We start from the raw sequence: 20,734 nt of genomic DNA on the forward strand, positions 1-20,734 counted from the left end.
TACGCCGCTTGTGGCGTGCCCAGGCTGCTGAAGAAGCAGACCCGGGTGCGATTACCAAACAACAAACAATGCAAGATTTCTGGCAGGCGGCAGCCGCGCAACTAGAGCGCGAGCTGACGCCGCAACAGTTCAAAACGTGGATCAAGCCGCTGGCGCCCGTTGCGTTCGATGAAGAAACGCACGCGCTGCGGATTGCCGCGCCCAACCGTTTCAAGCTGGACTGGGTCAAGAGCCAGTTTTCGGGGCGCATCACCGCACTGGCCTGCGAGTACTGGGAAGCGCAGGTCAGCGTCCAGTTCGTGCTGGATCCCGCCGCGTCGGGCCGTGCCGCTGCCTATATGCAGCCGCCCCAGCCCGGCATGGGCCCGGGCGGCATGGACGGCCACGCAGCACCGGGTACGGGCATGGGCGGCTATCCGGGCGCCCAGCCGATGAACGGCCAGCCTGCGTTTGCCATGCCCGGCCAGCCGGGGCAGCCCGGCTACGGCGACTACCCCACCGCAGCCGCGTACGGCATGGGCCAGCCGCAGTACGGCAACCCCGCCGGCATGCCCTCCGCAGCGCCGGTCCCGGCCGGCGCACGCGCCCAGGGTCAGCACCCGGGCCAGCATCACCCGCAGCACGGCGCCGACATGGGCGAGATCGACGTGGTCCACATGGATCCCGCCGAAGCCAGCGCCCGCTCCTACCGCCAGGCGCAGCACCAGCCCCAGCACCCGCAGCACCAGGCCCCGCAGCACCAGCCCCAGATGGGCGGCGCCACGCCGATGCCCGGCCACCAGCCCAGTGACACGGTGCATGAGCGCTCGCGCCTGAACCCGATCCTGACCTTTGACAACTTCGTCACCGGTAAAGCCAACCAGCTGGCCCGCGCCGCCGCCATCCAGGTGGCCAACAACCCGGGCAAGTCCTACAACCCGCTGTACCTGTACGGCGGCGTGGGCCTGGGCAAGACCCACCTGATCCACTCCATCGGCAACCACATGCTGATGGAGAACCCGCGCGCGCGCATTCGCTACATCCATGCGGAGCAGTACGTGTCTGACGTGGTGAAGGCGTACCAGCGCAAGGCGTTCGACGAGTTCAAGCGCTACTACCATTCGCTGGACCTGCTGCTGATCGACGATATCCAGTTCTTCTCCGGCAAGAACCGCACGCAGGAAGAGTTCTTCTACGCCTTTGAGGCCCTGATTGCCAACCGGGCGCAGGTGATCATCACCAGCGATACCTACCCGAAGGAAATCACCGGCATCGACGACCGCCTGATCTCGCGCTTTGACTCCGGCCTGACCGTGGCCATCGAGCCGCCCGAGCTGGAAATGCGCGTGGCCATCCTGATGAAGAAGGCCGCCGCCGAGAACGTGAACGTTCCGGAAGAAGTCGCCTTCTTTGTCGCCAAGCACCTGCGCTCCAATGTGCGTGAGCTGGAAGGCGCGCTGCGCAAGATCCTGGCGTTCAGCAACTTCCACGGCAAGGACATCACCATCGAGGTGACGCGCGAGGCGCTGAAGGACCTGCTGACCGTGCAGAACCGCCAGATCTCTGTAGAGAACATCCAGAAGACCTGCGCGGATTTCTACAACATCAAGGTCGCTGACATGTATTCGAAAAAGCGGCCTGCCAATATTGCACGGCCGCGCCAGATTGCGATGTACCTGGCCAAGGAACTGACGCAGAAGAGCCTGCCCGAGATCGGTGAGCTGTTCGGCGGACGCGACCACACCACCGTGCTGCACGCCGTGCGCAAGATCGCCGACGAACGCAGCAAGGATGCGCAGCTCAACCATGAGCTGCACGTGCTGGAGCAAACGCTCAAGGGCTGAGCGGGGCATTTTTGAAGGGCCGGCCCCCGGGGCTGGCATACTGTAGGGTGCGCGCCACGGACATTCCGTGGCGCCTGGGGAATTAACGTCAGCGACGCCGGGGCAAGTGACCGGAAAATGGCCACTGATAAGGCTTTGCGGTGAGTCGGGACGGGATGGCAAGTTCGGGTTGCGCCAGCGTGGCTTTTTGGGCACAGCTGGCCCCCCTGCCGGTCCCGCCCCGCTTCACCGCAGCGGCTTATCCTTGGTACAATGGCACATTAACTCCTTGATTCCTAAGTGAATTCGGAGTTGTTTGCGTTCTGCGGTCGCCGATTACAAACGACGAAGGATAAATTCAATGCAATTGGTCAAAACCTCGCGAGACAACCTGCTGCGTCCGCTGCAAATCGTGAGCGGCATCGTGGAGCGCCGCCACACCCTCCCGATCCTGGCCAACCTGCTGATTCGCAAGTCCGGGTCGAACGTTTCCTTCCTGTCGACCGACATCGAAATCCAGATCACCACGCATGCGGAATGCGGCGTCGGCAACGACAGCGTTGCCACCACCGTGGCCGCGCGCAAGCTGCTGGACATCCTGCGCGCCATGCCTGATGGTGACGTGGCCCTGTCGCTCAACGACAAGCGCATGACCGTGCAATCCGGCAAGAGCCGCTTTGCCCTGCAGACGCTGGCCGCTGAAGAATTCCCCACCGTTGCTGAAGCCAGCGAATTCAACGCCAGCGTCAGCCTGCCGCAGAAGACCTTCAAGCACCTGCTGGCGATGGTCCACTTCGCCATGGCGCAGCAGGACATCCGCTACTACCTGAACGGCATGCTGCTGGTGGTGGAAGGCAAGAAGGTGATGGCCGTCGCCACCGACGGCCACCGCCTGGCGTACTGCGGCGTTGAGCTGGAAACCGAAGCCGCCGGTGTGGGCGCGCGCCAGGAAGTCATCATCCCGCGCAAGACCATCCTGGAACTGCAGCGCCTGCTGGAAGACAACGACGATCCGGTGAAGGTGCAGCTGGCCGCCAACCAGGTCAAGTTCACGTTCGCCAATATCGAACTGATCTCCAAGCTGGTCGAAGGCAAGTTCCCCGACTTCCAGCGCGTGATCCCCAAGGGCTACAAGAACGCCTTCGCGATCGACCGCGTGCAGCTGCAGCAGGCGCTGCAACGCACCGCGATCCTGACGACGGACAAATTCAAGGGCGTGCGCTGCATCCTGGACACGCACATGCTCAAGATCAGCTCCACCAACGCCGACCAGGAAGAGGCGCAGGAAGAGCTGGAACTCGATTACTCGGGCGACGCGCTCGATATCGGCTTCAACGTGACCTACCTGCTAGACGTGCTTGCCAACCTGAAGACCGAGCAGGTGCAGGTCAGCCTTGGCGACTCGAATTCGAGTGCGCTGATTACCGTGCCGGAAGACGACAACTTCAAGTACGTCGTCATGCCGATGCGCATCTGATGATCCGGTAACAGGACTACAGATACAGAGATACCGGAGCAGCAAACGGCACGCTACGACACCCGCCTCATCACGGGACGTCTCTTCGCAGCGGGGGCAGGATCGAAAACGATCTGCCCCTTTTGCCGTTTTTAGTAACCCGCCATGCGGAAAGCCAGACGCCCTGCCAATGTGCCGGCGCGGCCGGGTTTTCACATCAGCCGTGAGTAGAAAGACATGACCGAACAGCAGAAACCGCAACAGGAAAACACCTACGGAGCCTCTTCGATCCAGATCCTGGAAGGCCTGGAGGCGGTACGCAAGCGCCCGGGCATGTATATCGGCGATACGTCGGACGGCACCGGCCTGCACCACCTGGTCTTCGAGGTGCTGGACAACTCCATCGACGAAGCGCTGGCCGGCTACTGCACCGAGATCCAGGTCACCATCCACAGCGACAACTCGATCTCTATCGTCGACAACGGCCGCGGCATCCCGCCCCTGGTCAAGTTTGACGACAAGCACGAACCCAAGCGCAGCGCGGCGGAAATCGCCATGACTGAGCTGCACGCCGGCGGCAAGTTCAACCAGAACAGCTACAAGGTATCGGGCGGCCTGCACGGCGTGGGCGTGTCTTGCGTGAACGCGCTCTCAAAGTGGCTGCGCCTGACCGTGCGCCGCGACGGCCAGGTCCACCTGATTGAATTCGCCAAGGGCGACGTGCAGAACCGCATCGTCGAGACCGTGCCCGGCCCCGACGGCCAGCCCGTTGAAGTCTCGCCGATGAAGATCATCGGCGCCACCGACAAGCGCGGCACCGAAGTGCACTTCCTGGCCGACGAAGAGATCTTCACCAACGTTGAGTTCCACTACGAGATCCTCTCCAAGCGCATCCGCGAGCTCTCGTTCCTGAACAACGGCGTGCACATCAAGCTGGTGGATCAGCGCACCGGCAAGGAAGAAGACTTTGCCTTCTCCGGCGGCGTGAAGGGCTTTGTCGAATACATCAACCGCACCAAGAGCGTGCTGCACCCGACCATCTTCTACGCCAATACCGAAAAAGACGGTATCGCCGTGGAAGTGGCCATGCAGTGGAATGATGGCTACAACGAGCAGGTGCTCTGCTTCACCAACAACATCCCGCAGCGTGACGGCGGCACCCACCTGACCGGCCTGCGCGCCGCGATGACGCGCGTCATCAACAAGTACATTGAAGAAAACGAAGTCGCCAAGAAAGCCAAGGTGGAAACCACCGGCGACGACATGCGTGAAGGCCTGTCCTGCGTGCTCTCCGTGAAGGTGCCGGAGCCCAAGTTCAGCTCGCAGACCAAAGACAAGCTGGTCTCGTCTGAAGTGCGCCTGCCCGTGGAAGAACTCGTCGGCAAGGCCCTGAACGACTTCCTGCTGGAAACCCCCGGCGACGCCAAGATCATCTGCGGCAAGATCGTAGACGCCGCCCGCGCCCGCGAAGCCGCCCGCAAGGCCCGCGAAATGACCCGCCGCAAGGGCCTGATGGACGGCATGGGCCTGCCCGGCAAGCTGGCCGACTGCCAGGAAAAAGACCCCGCCCTGTCAGAACTCTTCCTGGTGGAGGGTGACTCCGCAGGCGGCTCTGCCAAGCAGGGCCGCGACCGTAAGTTCCAGGCCATCCTGCCGCTGAAGGGCAAGATCCTGAACGTAGAGCGCGCCCGCTTTGACAAGATGCTGTCCAGCCAGGAAGTGCTGACGCTAATCACCGCGCTGGGCACCGGCATCGGCAAGGACGACTACAACCTGGACAAGCTGCGCTACCACCGCATCATCATCATGACCGACGCGGACGTGGACGGCTCACACATCCGCACGCTGCTGCTGACGTTCTTCTACCGGCAGATGCCTGACATTATCGAGCGCGGTTATGTGTATATCGCGCAGCCGCCGCTGTACAAGATCAAGCATGGCAAGGAAGAGCGGTATATCAAGGATGATGTTGAGCTCAATGCTTACCTGTTGAAGCTGGCGATGGAGAAGGCGGTGCTGGTGCGGCCGGATGGGTCGGAGATCAATGGGGATGCCCTGACCGAACTGGCTCGCCAGTATCAGCTGACTGAAGGCGTGATTGGCCGTCTGTCGCGTGTTGTGGATACGGACGCGCTGCGTGCCATTGCGGATGGCGTGACGCTGGATCTGGATAGTGCTGCGGCGGCGGAGGCTTCAGCGGTGGCGCTGAAGGCTAAGTTGGCGGAGATGCATGCCAAGACGTTGATTGGTGCTGCGGTCAATGATGATGGTACGGCTGATGTGTATGCGCAGTTTGATGAGAAAACTGACAAGCACCGCCTCATGATTGCCCGCCGCCACCACGGCAACGTGCGTCTGTCACACCTGGATGCAGACTTTGTTCATGGCGCTGACTACGCCGCCCTTTCCAATGCTGCCAAGACTTTCCAGGGGCTGACTCCGGAAGGGACCAAGGTACAGCGGGGTGAAGGTGACAAGCTGCGCGATCAGACCGTTAATGACTTCCACGGCGCTATGCAGTGGCTGCTGGCTGAGGCTGAGCGTGGGGTGTCCCGTCAACGCTATAAGGGCTTGGGCGAGATGAATCCTGAGCAGTTGTTTGAGACCACCCTGGACGTTACGCAGCGGCGACTGCTGAAGGTGCAGATTGAGGATGCTATTGCGGCGGATCAGATCTTTACCACGCTGATGGGGGATGAGGTGGAGCCGCGGCGGAACTTCATCGAATCTAATGCGTTGGTAGCCCGGAATATTGATGTTTAGTCTTATTGTAGGATCTCAGAAAAGTTGATGTTTTTCACAAATAAGTGAAGCTATCTGGGCTGGTGTGTTGCTGTAGGTTGTCAGATCGATTTCCTTAACATTTCGCACGACTGCAAAAAGGCTGCGTCCCTCATGGGGCGCGGCCTTTTTGCTTAGGCGTCGGCTTGAGACAGCTCGGAAGGAAGCCTTAGGAGGCAAATTGTCTCGGTCCTCAACATAGGGAACAGCACAGGCGGTTCAGTCCCCTGAGCAAAGGTCGCAGGGCTACCGCACGAGCGGTGTAGTCCACTGGAGCGAACCCGACGTTTTGGTCGGAGCCTCACGAGCAAGATTCGATTGCATATCTTCAGTCAACTCCCAAGGCTTTAAATACCGCGTCAACTGGATCAGCATAAAAGCTAGTCTGGAACTTGGTGAACAGTTCTGCTGGGACGCTGGGAAGGTCCATGGCGCTGCTCATTGGTAGTGCCACTCGTTTGCCGCCAGCATCGAAGGTGACCTGCAGGCATTCGGCGATGCTCTCTACCGGGGTAATATTTCCACCCAGGCTCATATCGCCGAGAACTACCAACTGCCCTTGGGCAGGTCGGCCGAGCAACCCAGAAGCGAAGGCCACTAAGCTAGGTAGAGCCATATGCGTGAGTGGCCCGGAGTTCTGTAGCTCGACAACGTGCAGGTGGAAGTCGTGATCCAGCACCTTGGCTGAGGCGCTGATGCGCGCAGCATTGGCCTTGAAGTAGTCAAACGCGATCTTCACCTGTTCCTTGGCGGCGCTGGAGTTCCACAGGCCGGAGGTGGCCAGCTTGCCGGAGCCCTTGGTGACCTGTAGCTCGATCCGATATAGCCCCGGCATGCCCTTGCCACTTAAACCAATGGTGTGGACGAAACCTGGCTTGCCTGGGCCTTCGGGGATCAGAGTGCCTCCGCCCTGTTCCTTGACGTTGATGAAGCGCTCTTCCATGGTCTCGTTGTCGATGTAGCTGAAGTGCACATCATAGAACTCCATGCCGCCAATCTTCTTCAACTGCTCCTTCACCCGGCGGCGCACCTGCAGAGCGTACTCTAGGCAATGGCGCACATCTTCTTTGGTGAACACGTCATGCGGGTAGAGCAATTTGAGCAGGCCGGACACCGTCTTACGAACTGCAATCACGTCACGTTGGTTAAGGTTGTTACCCAGCCTGAAGTGCTTGTCGACGGCATCGGCAAAGCTACGTTTGCGCATCTCGCGAAAGAACTCTGCGAGATAGTCGACGATCAATCCGTATCTATTGGTGAAGTACTCCGGGCGCATCTTCGGGATTTCCCAGCCTGGGATATAGGCATGAAAGCGATCGAAGAAAGCTGAATCGATCATTTGCTCGGGGAAGGGGGCCAGCAGGTGGCTGGTTTTCACCAGCGACTCGACACTTTGGTTGATGTTGCCGACAAAGACCATGGACGCCGAGGCCTCCATCTGTTCACGGCCGCGTCCGAAAGAGCCGGAGGCCATGTAGTCCTTCATGATTTGCACGCCGTCCTTATCCTTGAAGTTGATGCCGGCCACCTCATCAAAGGCGACCACATCCCAAAGACCGACCAGACCGATGCGCCGACTACTCATGTTGTAAAACAGGTTGGCCACCGTGGTTTGGCCGCCGGAGACCAGCATACTGTTGGGCGAGCACTCCTTGTAGATGTGGCTCTTGCCGGTACCCCGGGGCCCCAGTTCGCAAACGTTGTAGTTATTCTCGACGAAGGGGATCATCCGGGCTAGCAGGTGCCACTGTACGGGCTCATCTAGGGTCGAAGGCTCCATGCCGATGGAGCGAATCAGTGCTTCACGCCACTGCACAGTGCTCAGTGCTGCACGGCCAGTGAAGAGCTCCTGCATGTTCATGTTCGGCATCTGGATCGGCTTGAGCAGTGTCACGCCGAAGGGGGAGCCGGACTGCCCCTCCTCGTGGTAATAGCTCAGAGTAGCGATTACCCAAATGCCGCCGACCAGCAGCTTCTCATATTCTTTGACGAAGGTTGCGGAGATCTCCGCATCCTTGATCCCCAGGTTGCTGAATGAAGCCTCGTAGTGATCCTTGCGTTCATTGAGGCGCACGGTCACTCTGTCTATCACTTTGTAGGAGCCTCGCTCGCGTACCAAGGATTTGATCTTCTCGGCCTCGTCAGGACGCACATAGTTTTCCGCCAGAACGGCTTTGACGTTTTTCAGCCCCTGCTCAATGACCTCAGGGTCGTTTGAGGCGCAATACATCCCCAGTAGGTATTCGAGCACGTACACCGGGACGTTGGCGCCTTCCTTGATTAGCTTGGTCAAGTCCTTGCGCACCACGCGTCCAGCGAAGAGCTCGTTTAGCAGCTGGTCGAGATCTTTACCCAGTTCGGTATCCATTTATCGTCTCGTGCACTCAAAAGAAATCGTCAGTAAAGGCCAGGTCGATGGTGACGCGGTAACGCTCCAGCTCGGTATTCAGATCCTTGTCGCGGATGATCAGGAAGTAATCCTTGTGCCGATCAAAATCACTACCCGATAGCGACAGACGCGCTTGTTTGAGGCGCTCGCTCATAGAGTCGGTGGTACAGTCGAAGGTGACCACTTCCTCGCTAGAGACGGGCTGATCGCCTTCGTAAATGGCGACGGCCACAGTTATTGGCAACACCTGCTCGCTGACCGCCTCGGTTTGCATCAAGTCGAAGCGCTGAATGCTATTGACCATCTTCAGCACCGACTTCGGCGAAATGACGCCCACCTTACGCTTGGTGCGTTTCTCGGCCTTTTCGCCGCGTAGCTGGTTGACCGTCAGTACTGGCACGACGATCTCCTGCGGCATCGCACCACCATGGACGAAGCGTGCCCCGCCGACAAAGTGGAAACGATTGGCCCCCTTGGGAATCCAGAACTGGGTGTCCGACAGGGTGCCTGCCGTTTGCTTCGTCGAGCCATGCCAGACATCCCTTGCCGCCGGCAGACTGTGGCCTATTACATAGCGCTTTTTGCTCTTGATTGCGCTCTCTGGCTTGTCAACTAAAGAGGTACGGTCGGCTGCCTCCAGCTTACTTTGCTGGAACAGGAAGCCGTGATCGGCCGTGATCAGCACGGTACTAGTGTTGAGGTGCATGAGGATCTTTCGGGTCAACTCGGTGAGTTCCTCAATGGCGAGTTCGACATGATGGAAGGTGTCCGACTCGGACCCACCTCCTTTATCACTGCGGTCATCGATCACGTTGTGGTAGACGTAAACCAGTTGCTGATCCTTGAGCGCCTCACGGCCAGCATCTCGCGACCATTCCTTGACCTGCTGGGCGGTGACCGCCATGCCGTAGTGTTGGGCCAGGATCTTGTCCCGCAATAAGGTGTTGCCGGTGGCCTGGCCATCGACAAATAGGGTGTCGCCATTCCCTTCGCGGTATTCCAGAGTCTTATGCGGCAGCAGTGAGGCCATGCCTAGAGAGGTGTAGCTGGGCACTACACCTAGCTGGCTGGCCAGGGTGGCTTCGCTGTAGCGTTTTTCGTTGATCCGCTCGCGCAGCTCAACGGCGGCCTCATAGCGGAAGGCGTCGCTGATGATCACCACCACACGCTTACTCCGTTGCCCTTCGAATTGCGGGCGCACCCAGCGTTCGTAGAAATCCTGCTGATTGGGGAGGCCGGCAATCTTCCAGTGCTCCAGGCGTTGCTCAGCTTCGATGCGGTCACCCCAGCAGCGCGCCAGCTGGTCGATGTACCAATAGGCGTAGCACTGCTCCACCGCCTCATCGAGTTTCTTGAGCAGCTCCACATGCGCGCGCTGTGAGGCAGCGCAATAGTGCCGGTAAGCGGTATCGAAGCGGTAAAGCTCACCTTCGTAGGCTTTGTATAGCGCTTCACTGCTTGGATAATGGAAGCCAGCGCCGTGCTGGTGGCGCAAGGTGAACAGCTCGATGGCTGCGGCTAGGGCGCTATACAGCAGACGATACTTGCGGCGGATCTCGTCATCCTTGTGCCTCGAGGCCCAGTAGTTGTCCAGACACTCAGCAATGATGCGCGAGAACAGCTGCAGGTCGCGAGGTGATGCTTCGGGAATGGCACGGGTCAGGTCGACGATAATCTGACGCTCTACCGCCTCAAATGTGGCGATGTTAGCCAAGACCTCTACCGGAATACCTGCGATCTTCTGGCCGATGTGAAGCGCTTCCCCGACCCAGGCAGACACCTCATCGTAGCTCTTATAGAAGCGGGAGCTATCCCGCCAGCGTGAAAGTAACGCTCTGCAGGTAGCACGGGCGTTGGCCGAGGGCATGGAAATGGCTGTGGCCCAGCCGGGAATATCGGAGATGCTTTCACAAAAGTCGGTAGTCAGTAGGCGAATCAGCAGATGGCCAAAGCTGAACGGCTTGTCTCCGCTCAGTTCTTCTGCTGTAGCGGGATAGCCAACTTCATCGCGTAGCGTTTGTAGTAGTGCCGGCATCAGGCCGTACTTGTACAGTTCGTTGATGGCTCCAGGATTGGTTTCCAAGCCCAGGTCATTACGCACCGCATTATCGGCGAGGGTGCACAGCAGCGTGGTGATGTCGCATGCACCAGCCCCCAACACCACGGCGATCATCGCCAGATCCAGCTGTTCTTCGGTGTCACCGGGCTGAATCAAGCGCTTCAATGCGCCTACCCGTGCTTTGTTACTGAGGAAGCTGTCACGTTTCGAGAGATGTTCACGCAAGCTCTGCTGTTGCAGGCCTAGATCATTGAAGATGAGCGATACCTTGTCGGCATAGAAGCTACGCGAGTACAGCTTGATATCCAATAGCCAGTCATCGTTGGCTTCCGGTTCGGCACAGGGGAAGTAGAGCAGGTACTTGCCTTGGGCGTCCTCCAGTTCTAGCTTCAGCTTGAGTCCAAAGGTGGATTCGCTCTGCATGTTGAGCACCCGTACCTCCGGTAGATCGAGCTGAGGAAGCTCATCGGCAAAGCTCTGCTCCGGGTCGAACCAGAACACGATGCGGTGGTTTTCCGCAAAGAATGCCTGCTGCAGGCCTTGGGTTAGTTGTTGTGTGTCCATCAAATTGATCCCTCGGCTCGCAGCACAAAGTGCCGCTTGCACTGATAATTTTGCTTATTCCGCCTTTTCGCCGGTGACGGCTTTCACCTCAGCCAATAAATCACCAAATTTCCCATAGTTCTCCTTCACCCCATCATCAAGATCCAGACTGATACGTAGGTCTGCGAAATGGCGGAGTTTTTCGTCGAAGGTGGCAAGCTCCGCTTGTTGTCTGTGCAAGGCATCGAGCTCTTTTTCCAACGGCTTTTTCTCGGCGGTGCTGGTGCTGGCGTCGATGTCCTGCTCAAGCTTGTTGGCGTAGCTGTTGAGCTTGGCGGTGAGCGGAATGACGTACTCAGTACGCATACGTGCCAAGGTGCCCTCGTTGTAGCGGTGCAGGTAGACCAGGCACTCGAAGGCCTTGTACTTGCCGGAGCTGAACAGCCAATAAATTGGGCGCTTCTTATAGGTCTTGAGATGGTCCTTATATAACTGGGTGCTCAGGTAGCGGCGGATGCAATCTAGCGCCGACTCACCGCGCTTGGGCTTGATCGCGGACAAGCACAAGCTCTCGGCGACGAAGTCGAGGTTTTCTTGCCGATGCTTCTCGCCCCAGGCGGTGCGGATAAATTCGTTGAAGCGGTTGGTGGCGTCGTCGGCGAACCATTCCTGATCAGTGAGCGGGAGGATACCGTCGCTGTCAGCGGGGAAGGTTTTATAGACACCCTCGGCCACCAGTTCGGTAAAGCTCAGATTGCTTGCGTGCGCGTAGACTAGTCCTTCGCGGTCGAGGGAGTAGCGACCCATGATACATCCGATGGCATAACTTACTAGTTCTGCAAGCGTTTCCGATTGATATCTCATGGTTAGTGACTGTTGATCTTGATTCCTGCCATAGCGATAAGCGGGATTGCTATTCAGAGTTATCAAATCGTCACCAACATCACTTATGACTTCATCTGTCAATCCATAGTCTTTTGCGAGAAGCGTATTGTTTTTTTCTTCAAGGTGCTTGAGCCTGATCGCGCTGTCTCTTTCATGTTTGATTAGCTCATTAAATGCGTTAGACGCTCTAGTAAAGCCTTCTTTCAGTAGGGGGCTGCCTCTGAATAGCCATGACGTTTCATAGCTGTTCCAGTCGCTCTGAGAAATTTTTTGAATCTCCTCGAAGTTTTCGTAAATTATCTCTCTTGAGCTTTGTGAGACGCATATCGGAATCTTTCTTATGTCTCCGACATTAAAATCCAAGGTGGGGGCTAAAAACTCCAGACACTTAGATGCAACTTTTGAATTAAGCAGCGAACACACTAATGAAAATTCGCCCTCAGAGTGAGGGAACGCACAGGCACCTTTTGCGCTAAAAGTGAACCCTTTTGGGCTTAGTCTTGCCCCAAAATGGGAGGATGTTAATGCGGACCATGTTATTGATTTTTTGAAATAAAGATTTCGTGATGGGAGGCAGTTTCCGAGCTTGGAAAGCAGTGCGTAATTTTCACGATCAAATGCAACGACATAATCGTTGTTTCCAAACCACTTCCTAAATTCACCGCCCTTGTTGTATGGGACCCATTTTCTATTGTTTTTCCAGACATCCTCTTTCTTCTCGGCATCGAGTGCAAGTAGCGAAAAATCAACTTCATGCCATAACCTTAGAAATTTGTCGTTGTCGCCGGTCTGAAAGCCCTGCCTAACAGGAGCGCAGTGCTCTATAGACTGAGAACTTTTGAACGTCTGTCTCAGTTTGTCTGAAATCCAGTACGCAATTGGCGATCCAGGTACGGCAAAAAAATCATCCTGTCGTACAGTATGATTGAGTTCTTCGTTCCTATTAATAAAAACATCTCTCTTGTTGGATGACTGAGGTGCTTTGTTAAGGTCGATGTACACTCCAAAGTGGCCTTCTATTTTTTTCCTTCCGGAAATTAATGCGGCGCACTGTACTATTTTGGAGTTTAGTTCTGGGAAGCTGTTGTATCCGATGTGTAATAAGCTATTAATGCGGCTTTCGCAAATAATCCACTCGCGAAACTCGGAAAGGCCAGATAGGAACATCCATGTTTGTAACGTTACCTGTGCATTGGAGCCATTAGGCTTGAGTAGATTAAAGCCGCGCTCAATGAATGCTGCAAAAAGATCTGCTTTGCTCTTGGGGAAGCGTTTTTCTGCAAAAAATTTCAGTTCAGGCGCCATACCTTTGCTACTAAGGTAGGGTGGATTGGCTATCACTGCATCGTATTTACTTGCGAGCATCCAAGCCTGCTGCACAAAGGGGATCAGCTGCTCGGCCGCTGGCTTCTGCATAGAGTCACCTGCGCTCCCCAGTTGTCGTAGTTGTTCTAGCAGCTCACTGAGTGGTTCGGTATCCTCGAGAGGCACTTCAATAAGTGAACCGAAAGTCTTGGCTTTAGAAAAGCAGGCCAGAGTGCTCTTCAGCAACTGGTAGCGGGGATCTGTGCCGGCGGTGCCGAGGTTGGCCTGTTCGCTGTCAAACAATCCTTGTGACTGGCCACGTTGCCAATCGCCGGTCAAGTTGAGGGCCTTCCACAGACTGGCGAAGTCAAGGTGGCTGCTTTCCTGCAGTGGCAGCACATTGAGCTTAAAGCCATTTTCGGCGAGGCGGCTGAAGATGCGGCGGTCGTCTTCACGGGCCAGCATCATCAGGGCGAAGCCGGAAAGCTGGCCGGCGCGGTCGTCGATGTCCAGACCGAACAGGTTGTTTTCCAGGATCAGTTGCGGAATGTCCCGTGCGCGGAAGCCGCGTTCAGTGTAGATCTCCTTCAGCACCTTGTAGGCCTCGACCAGTATGTGGCCGGAGCCACAGGCGGGGTCGAGCACCTTGATGCTCAACGGATCGATGCTGTCCGGTGTGATGGCAGCCAGCTGGGCCTGTACTTCGGACGTCTGCTCGGCTGGCTCGATGTAGTAAGGCATCTTGGCCCTGAGCGGTGAATCCGGGTAGGTCTGCAGCCACTGGCGGCCCACCGAGTTTTGCACCAGATACTGGACGATCCAGTTGGGAGTAAAGAGCTGGGTGGCGGCGGGGATATCCTCACTCCTCACCACCTTGCCGATGACCTGATCCTTTTTCTCCGAAATGTAGAACTGGTAGAGCCAGCCGATGATCTCCACTTCCCGCCAGTCTTCTTCGGGAATGGCGCTGACCAGCTCGCGGATCAAGGAGTCGGTTTTGGTCAGGTTGTCCGGCAGAAGCAGTTCGGTAGCGTCGTCGATTGCCTCGAACAGGAAGGGCATGGCCTGATGGAGAGCATGGCACTGGGTTAGCAGCAGCTCGCGGTAGAGCTCTTCGTCCTTTGTGCCGTCGAGTTTCAGGTCGGTGATGCGTTGGCGGTCTAGGCCTTCCAGCTCGATGTCCAGACAGTCGTCGAGAATCTGGAAGCTGCCTTCTCGCTCGGGGTGGCTGAGTACCCGGCGACCGTGATCGAGGTAACCCTTGATCTCCATGAAACGAATGGCGCACAGGCGGTTGAACCAGCTGTAGGCGGCCTGCTCCATGGCCTGAGCGAAGCCCATTTGTTCAACCTTTTTCACCAGCGCTGCGCGCGGGAAAATCATGCTGGCTGGGAAGGGGCGATCGCTAATCAGGGCCAGGTCGCCTTTCCGCTCCAGCGGCTCGATGCCCTTGCTGGTGATGCCGTACTTGGCCGCTTGTTTGGTCATGGCGGCGATAAAGGCACAGCGCGCCTTGGGTGCGTAGCGTTTGATGTTGTTGGTATTCATAGGCTCTTCTTAATTCGCAGTGAGCTGGAGTCGAGCAGCGAATGGGGTCAGCGGATTCGTATCCGTTTGTCCTGCTTGATCACGCTTTCCAGCTCAGCCTTGAGGGCGTCGATAAAGCTCACGATGTCGCGTTGGGTTTCGAGGTAGATGCCGTTGCCCAGCTTATTGAATACGCTGGTGGCGGCGACTTCCACTACCGGCTTGGGGGCGGCGACGGGCTTGGCGGCGGGCGCCGGCGAGCGATCTTCCTTGTCCTGGTTGTTTGGGTTGGCGACCTGAGCCGCCTTTGCCCGCTCCTGCTCGAGCTTGTGCTGGCGTTCGGCCTCGGCTTGGATGGTGCGCTCCAGTTCGAACAGGCCGTCATCCAGACGCTCGCCTGCAGTTTGTTCCTGCAGCATGTAGATAGCAGAGATGCTGGTTTCGCTTTCCAGTTCGGCCTTGATCAGTTGCAGTGGGCGCAGTAAGCGGTTGCTCAGCTCTGGGGTGTCAATGCCGCTCTTGGCGATTTCCGCCTGTAACTGGGCGATCCTTTCATCGACGAGGGTCAGAGCATGATTGCGCTTGTCGGTGAGGATGGCTGCATTGACGCTTTCGACGGTTTCGACCAGCACAGCGACCTTGTACAGCTGGTCGTAAGGCGCAGCACAATGTTCGATGGCGTGCAGCTCGGCCAAGGCCTTGCGGGCCCCGTCATCCATGCCCAGCGGCTGTTTGTTCTTTTCAAAGCGGCGCAGGGCCTGCTGGAGTTGCTGCCAGGTGTGCAACTGATTGCTGAAGAATTCGTGCAGGTCGCGGTAGTCCTCTTCAAGGTCAAGGAAGTCGTTCTTGTTGTCGATGACGGCCTTGAAGAAGTCGACGCTGTCGGTATTACCAAGAAGACGTTGTAGGCTGAGGATAGACCGCTCAATGGTGTCCTTGCCAGGGAAACGACCGACATCGGTCTTGCTCTTGTAGCTCTTGAAGTTTGCCAGCCAGGTATCGAGGTGGCTTCGGTAGAACTCGTGTAGTTCCTTTTCGCCAGCCGGGCCGAGGGCGTTGAACAGATCCTGAGCAAGGTTACGCATCTGCCTTAGCAGGGCTTCATCGGTCTGACGCTTTTTCTGTACAGAGATTTCGCGCCGCCGGCGGCTGTTGGTGAGGTAGTCGAAGGCTTCGGGTAGAGGCAGGCTTGGGCCGGCAACATGGAAGGAGATGCGACTGGTTGCAGCCAGGCGGCCAAGGATCAGCAGGATTTCACCATCCGGCCAGCCATAGGGGCGCTTGTTGAAGCGTTCAATGATGTCCGCGACCAGCAGGCGGTCATTGCCTGAGGCCCGCAGGGTGATGAACTGTTCGACCTCCTTGATGGCCTGCGGGTTGCCTTCTTCTCCTTCAAGTGACAGACCAAGCTGAGCGATGTCGTTGCTGTGCAGCAGCGCGTGCAGTTCGCGCTCTGGTTCCTTCTGGAGTACGTGCAGGCAGCTGAGTTTGGTATAGGTGTTTTCTAGTAGGTACTGGCATGCCTCATCGAACTTATTCTGGATACCATCGCTGGTGAGTTTTAGATGTTGGCCAAGGGCGTAGACTTCAGCGCATTCCAGCAGTTCTTCCAGCATCAGGCGCAATCGCTTCTTGCGCTCCTGGTTTTCGCGACCACGGTCGGCAAGGATGCGAGTCAGCTCCGGTTGGCTGCCGTCGTCGTTGAGGCGGATGAATTTGTTGGTTTTCAGCCAGGTACGGAGCTCAGAGAAGAACTCCTTGTTGTCAGACAATTTGATAAGGGCCAGGCCTGCCGGTGCTTCGCTGCTTTTGTTGAGGCAACCGGCCTCGCCATATAGAGCGTAATCGAGATCCAGAGGGGAGATCACTTCGACGCGTAGGTCGTGTTCATAGCGGCCTTCTAGGCTGTGACCATCGAGGAAGCGGCCGATGCTGTAGTCGGTCTTATTGACGCTGTAGCGGAACTTGTTCTTGTCCTTGAGCAGGTCCTTGTAGATAAGGGTGGAGAGCTCCTTATTCTCGTCCGAGGTGACGATTTCGGTAGCCTTGATTTTGCGGGTGATGTCCCGTTCTTCGTTAGTCAGGAACGCGAACTGGTCACCGTTGCGGATGATCAAGCTTTCCTTTTCCAGGCGCTGCAAGGTGTCTTCGATGCGTCGGCGCAGGGCAAGCTTGTCTTCGTCCACCTGCTCGATAGATAGGGTGACCAGGTTGTCCAACGTGCCCTTGATCAAATCGACATAGCGGATCATGAACAGGGTACGCAGGATCTGTACGTCGAAGGCATCGAGCACGCTGTTTTCGCTGGCTTGGTCGATGGTACGTTTGACGGCGGTGTCGAGGAAGCCTTCCACTGCGCCGTAGAAGCTGTGCATTGGCACCAAGGCACCAATTGCCTTATCGGCAATCGCCATGGCCGCCATCTGGAAGGCGTCGAGCATGGAGCGTTCGCCGTAGGCCAGATGTGCGCCCGTGGCGCCGACCTTGCGGATTTCCTCGAAGACCTTCTGCACCAGTTGAAAGTGGTAGGGAGCAAAAGGGTAGTTTCTGACGAAGCTTTCCGGACCGTCGAAGTTCTTCAGCGTTGGACCGGAGCGGTCAAACGTGATCTGGTTGCGCAGGATGTCGCCTTTCTGTGCATACAGGGCGCGCAGTTCAGTGTCAGCTTCCCCCGTTTTGCGCAGTAGACGCTTCTGGATCACTTCGTCGGTGTTGGAGCTGGACAGGGACAGACGCGTCTTGAAGCGTCCGGCAATTTTGGAGAAGTCGTTGGCTTTGGAGGCAGACAACTCGCCGAGTATGGCGTCCATGTCGGCCTGCGAGGTGACAATGATCCAAGCCCGACCCTTGCAGATGGTGCCGAGATTCTCGGTGATGGTCTGCAGGGTGAGCATAAGGCGGGTGTCGCTACCTATAAACTGGCCAACCTCGTCCACCAGGAACAGTACGCGGTGCTTGGGCGGCTGAGTATCTAGGTATTCCTTGACCCAGCGGCAGAAGTTTTCCACTGAGACGCTGAAGGTTTCCTCGGATTCTTCAAACCACTTGTGCGCGGCCTCTGAGGAGAGGTCGAGGGCCGCAGCCAACGCCTGTTCAATGTCGTCTTGGTAGAACTGGTAACCATCACGCTCTTTGGCCCACTCCAGCCCGGCGGCTTCGCTAAAGGCTTGCTTGAAGCGATCGTACACACCGCGCTGGCTGAGGTGCCGTTCCATGTGGGCGATGTGTGGGTGGTCTCCGCTGAAGCCCTGGTGCTCATTAAATACGCGCAGGAATACATTAAGAATCGGGTTCCCGGCATCGTTGGAGCTGGCCTTGCTGTCGATGTTGAACAGGATTACGTCAGCGGTGTTGGCCACAGCCCTGTCGATGTCGGCGCGAATCATCGCATCGCGCAGCTTGTTTGCATCGAAGAAAGACACTGCCTTTTTACTGTTGCCTTGGGCGTCGTGCGCCTCAATGTTGGCCAGCAGGTAGGACAGGGTTTTCAGAAAATGTGATTTACCCGAGCCGAAGAAGCCGCTGATCCATACTCCAACGCGGTTGGCTATGGAAGGATCGTTGAGGTCGGTGCTGTACGATTCGAAGAAGCTGCGGAAGTGTTTCTCCAGCTCGTTAGTGACAATGTATTCGTCCAGCTCCTGGTACACGGTGGCGTCGTCGGACTGATCCGCCTTGACTACGCCATTGATAGGGCGGCCAAGGTCTTTGAAGAAGAGATTTTTTATACTCATGGGATGTTGTCCTTAACGATCAGGGTACCAGTCTGAACGCACGGTAGTAGTTGTCGCTGGGAATCTTGTTGAACAGGGCCAATGACTGACCCGAGTAATGACCGGGGTAGAAGAGTACCAATGGTTTATGGCCGAGCAGGGCATGCAGTTTGTTCAGCAAGTTGTGTGCTCGCAGCACGGGCCACACCGAACCCACTCCAGAGACAAGGACGATGTCGTTCTCAGCGGCGCGACTGTGCTCCATCAGGAAGGGGGCGAATTTGTCCATGTGCAACGGGCCTGACAGGGCCTTGAGGAGGGCCTGATCGCCCTTGGCCTTTTGCATCTGGATGGCCTTTTCAGTGAAATTGCGCTGGTCCAGATAATCACGCATGGCCAGTAGAAGGTTGATGTGGATTACCTTCTGTTGGCTGTGTTTCTTGTCCAGAAAGCCCTCTAGGAAGCTGAGGTATTCGCGCACCTGCAGTTCGTCCTCAGGGGGGTAGTCGAAAATCCAGAATCCGATTTCATTGCCCAGCCCCTGGCTCTTAAGGAATTCCTCGGAAAGTATTTTGTCCGGGATCTGGTTGAGCCGATTCTGTAGCTGCTGATTCATTCGATCGCTCCTTTGTTCCGCGCCTATTGCGCTGTGGCGCTGGATACTTCCAGGCAGGCTTTGATGCGTTGGCGCTGGCTGTCTTCCAGTAGGACTCTGACTTCTGGCCGCACTAGCAGGTGTTGGAGTTTCATGCTGCGGGTGCTACGCAGCAGGCCGACCTCAGCGAGCATGCGGTAGATGACCTGCCCCATTTTCTTGCGACTGGACTCGGTCCAGGTTTCGATGGCGGGGTCGCGGTGACTGCGGTCTTCGAGAAACTCCCCCCAATGGTAGCGCTCCAGCACTTCCGCACGGGTAACGAAGGCGTCCTTGAGTACGGTTTCGATGTACTCAACCAGCAGCAGGTTTCGCTCAAGCGCAGCGCAGAAAGCCACTTGGGTTGCCAATTCCTCATCACCATCGCGGATGGCTCGCCAGAACGGAGCATCCAGGCGCTCTAGACGTTTGCGTAACGCCTGGGCAATGCGCTTGGCCGAGGCGGGGCTACGTATTTGCAGCAAATTCTGTTGCTGAATTGCCTCCTGCCATTGCTCCGGACTGGCGCCACGCAGGAGCAAATCGGCAATAATGCGGCACTCACGAACTTGTATAGAGCCGCCGATCAGATCGGAGTCGTAGCTGAAGGTCTGCATATGTCTCACTCGTCCTCGTTACCGAACAGGGAAGGCTTCAGTTTGGCTCGGTCGCCTGGTAGCAACTGCAACGGGTGTTCACGTAGACACTCGGTCTCCTGCTCGGTGATAGCGGCCTGATAACGCTGTAGGGTGTAGTGGGCCAGAGCTTTGCGGACGGTCAACAGCAAACGCCCCTCGGGCATGCCGAAATCCCGTTCGACCAGCGCTTTTTGTGCGTCAGTGAGCAGGGTGTTGGGAACCAGAGAAAGAGTGATCCACTCGTGCCAGTGGATGTCGGCCGCGGCTGGCGGTGCGCTTTCATAGCTTGGTTTGGGCGTGCGGTCGATACGAGATAGCAGAAAATCTCGGAAAGCCTGACGTTTGTGGCACCAGGCTCGCACATGCCAGCGGAAGCCGGTGTAGACCAATGTGTGTGGCGAAATCACGCGCTCGTTGACCTGAGGATTGGACATTGAAGCGTAGAGAATCCTGAGACTACCGCCATTGCGGCAAGCTTTGATCACTTCGCGCACAACCTCCGGGCGCACTGCACGGTCGGGCAGTTGGATAGTGGCAACGCTGGGGTGATTTTCCAGTACTTGGGCCATCGCCTTGCTACTTTGGCCGGCGAGCAGGTTCATGTATTCATTGATGTGCCCGGAACTCAGCACTGGCTTGAATCCTGCCGCCGGTACATAGCCTTTGACTGCTGGGCTGTGGGTCAACGAGTCTGGGTTGAACTCATTGTTAAGTGTCTTGAGTAAACCAATTTCACGAATGAAAGTCAGATGCCAGTCACATGAAGAACGAGCTGGCATCGCCGATGAAGTGCACCATCGAACTGAACGACGTGGAGAAACGAACCTTGGAAGAGCTTGCGCTGCGGCATCCGTATGAAGACTTCAGGGTTAGAGGACAAGGCTTGTTGCTGCTCGGTGCAGGTCAACGAGTGCACGAGATCGCGACGCAGTTGGATGTGAGCAAGAAGACTGTGTACAACTGGACGAACGCCTGGCGCGAGAAAGGGCTGTGCGGCTTGCT

11 protein-coding genes are annotated in these 20,734 nt (G+C 57.0%); 4 read left to right on the forward strand and 7 right to left on the reverse strand.

What is annotated here, in order from left to right; genetic code table 11:
* Positions 1–68: 68 nt before the first annotated feature.
* From dnaA to gyrB, 3 genes are all read left to right on the forward strand, one after another.
* Positions 69–1,823 (forward strand): chromosomal replication initiator protein DnaA, encoded by a 1,755-nt coding sequence (gene dnaA / locus A3A5_RS0129555; protein WP_018314053.1) that lies wholly within the window; start codon positions 69–71, stop codon positions 1,821–1,823.
* A 340-nt stretch (positions 1,824–2,163) separates the two neighbouring features.
* Positions 2,164–3,279: a DNA polymerase III subunit beta gene (dnaN, locus tag A3A5_RS0129560; RefSeq protein WP_018314054.1), complete on the forward strand. Its 1,116-nt coding sequence runs from the start codon at positions 2,164–2,166 to the stop codon at positions 3,277–3,279.
* Between the two features lie 216 nt (positions 3,280–3,495).
* Positions 3,496–6,021, forward strand: a complete 2,526-nt coding sequence (gene gyrB, locus A3A5_RS0129565; RefSeq protein WP_018314055.1) for a DNA topoisomerase (ATP-hydrolyzing) subunit B — start codon at positions 3,496–3,498, stop codon at positions 6,019–6,021.
* A 346-nt stretch (positions 6,022–6,367) separates the two neighbouring features.
* On the opposite strand, the gene brxL is transcribed toward gyrB, so the two are convergent.
* Genes brxL through A3A5_RS39530 form a run of 7 tightly spaced genes read right to left on the reverse strand, consistent with a single transcriptional unit; the run spans position 6,368 to position 20,511 of the window.
* Positions 6,368–8,407, reverse strand: coding sequence for a protease Lon-related BREX system protein BrxL (brxL, locus tag A3A5_RS0129570; protein WP_018314056.1), 2,040 nt, complete (start codon positions 8,405–8,407; stop codon positions 6,368–6,370).
* Positions 8,408–8,423: 16 nt separating this feature from the next.
* Positions 8,424–11,051: a BREX-1 system phosphatase PglZ type A gene (gene pglZ, locus A3A5_RS0129575; protein ID WP_018314057.1), complete on the reverse strand. Its 2,628-nt coding sequence runs from the start codon at positions 11,049–11,051 to the stop codon at positions 8,424–8,426.
* Between the two features lie 54 nt (positions 11,052–11,105).
* A complete protein-coding gene (gene pglX, locus A3A5_RS0129580; protein ID WP_018314058.1) occupies positions 11,106–14,768 on the reverse strand; it encodes a BREX-1 system adenine-specific DNA-methyltransferase PglX in 3,663 nt (1,220 codons plus the stop codon).
* 47 nt (positions 14,769–14,815) lie between these two features.
* Complete coding sequence (brxC, locus tag A3A5_RS0129585; RefSeq protein WP_018314059.1) at positions 14,816–18,481, reverse strand: BREX system P-loop protein BrxC; 3,666 nt, start codon at positions 18,479–18,481, stop codon at positions 14,816–14,818.
* A gap of 19 nt (positions 18,482–18,500) precedes the next feature.
* Positions 18,501–19,076, reverse strand: coding sequence for a DUF1788 domain-containing protein (locus tag A3A5_RS0129590; protein WP_018314060.1), 576 nt, complete (start codon positions 19,074–19,076; stop codon positions 18,501–18,503).
* A 23-nt stretch (positions 19,077–19,099) separates the two neighbouring features.
* Complete coding sequence (locus tag A3A5_RS0129595; RefSeq protein WP_018314061.1) at positions 19,100–19,711, reverse strand: DUF1819 family protein; 612 nt, start codon at positions 19,709–19,711, stop codon at positions 19,100–19,102.
* Between the two features lie 5 nt (positions 19,712–19,716).
* Entirely contained in the window at positions 19,717–20,511 is a 795-nt protein-coding gene (locus A3A5_RS39530) for a WYL domain-containing protein (protein ID WP_081624017.1), read from the reverse strand.
* Between A3A5_RS39530 and A3A5_RS0129605 the strand changes: the two genes are divergently transcribed.
* Positions 20,493–20,734: helix-turn-helix domain-containing protein (locus A3A5_RS0129605; RefSeq protein WP_018314063.1), on the forward strand; the 242-nt coding region annotated here is incomplete at its 3' end. The two genes, A3A5_RS39530 and A3A5_RS0129605, sit on opposite strands and share 19 nt — an antisense overlap.

This window comes from Cupriavidus sp. UYPR2.512 (genome assembly GCF_000379565.1).
In the GTDB taxonomy this organism is placed as follows: domain Bacteria; phylum Pseudomonadota; class Gammaproteobacteria; order Burkholderiales; family Burkholderiaceae; genus Cupriavidus.

Excerpts from the sequence above, each read along its gene's own strand:
- dnaA (WP_018314053.1), top strand. The coding sequence starts at position 69 with ATGCAAGATTTCTGGCAGGCGGCAGCCGCGCAACTAGAGCGCGAGCTG.
- dnaN (WP_018314054.1), top strand. The coding sequence starts at position 2,164 with ATGCAATTGGTCAAAACCTCGCGAGACAACCTGCTGCGTCCGCTGCAA.
- gyrB (WP_018314055.1), top strand. The coding sequence starts at position 3,496 with ATGACCGAACAGCAGAAACCGCAACAGGAAAACACCTACGGAGCCTCT.
- brxL (WP_018314056.1), bottom strand. The coding sequence starts at position 8,407 with ATGGATACCGAACTGGGTAAAGATCTCGACCAGCTGCTAAACGAGCTC.
- pglZ (WP_018314057.1), bottom strand. The coding sequence starts at position 11,051 with ATGGACACACAACAACTAACCCAAGGCCTGCAGCAGGCATTCTTTGCG.
- pglX (WP_018314058.1), bottom strand. The coding sequence starts at position 14,768 with ATGAATACCAACAACATCAAACGCTACGCACCCAAGGCGCGCTGTGCC.
- brxC (WP_018314059.1), bottom strand. The coding sequence starts at position 18,481 with ATGAGTATAAAAAATCTCTTCTTCAAAGACCTTGGCCGCCCTATCAAT.
- A3A5_RS0129590 (WP_018314060.1), bottom strand. The coding sequence starts at position 19,076 with ATGAATCAGCAGCTACAGAATCGGCTCAACCAGATCCCGGACAAAATA.
- A3A5_RS0129595 (WP_018314061.1), bottom strand. The coding sequence starts at position 19,711 with ATGCAGACCTTCAGCTACGACTCCGATCTGATCGGCGGCTCTATACAA.
- A3A5_RS39530 (WP_081624017.1), bottom strand. The coding sequence starts at position 20,511 with ATGCCAGCTCGTTCTTCATGTGACTGGCATCTGACTTTCATTCGTGAA.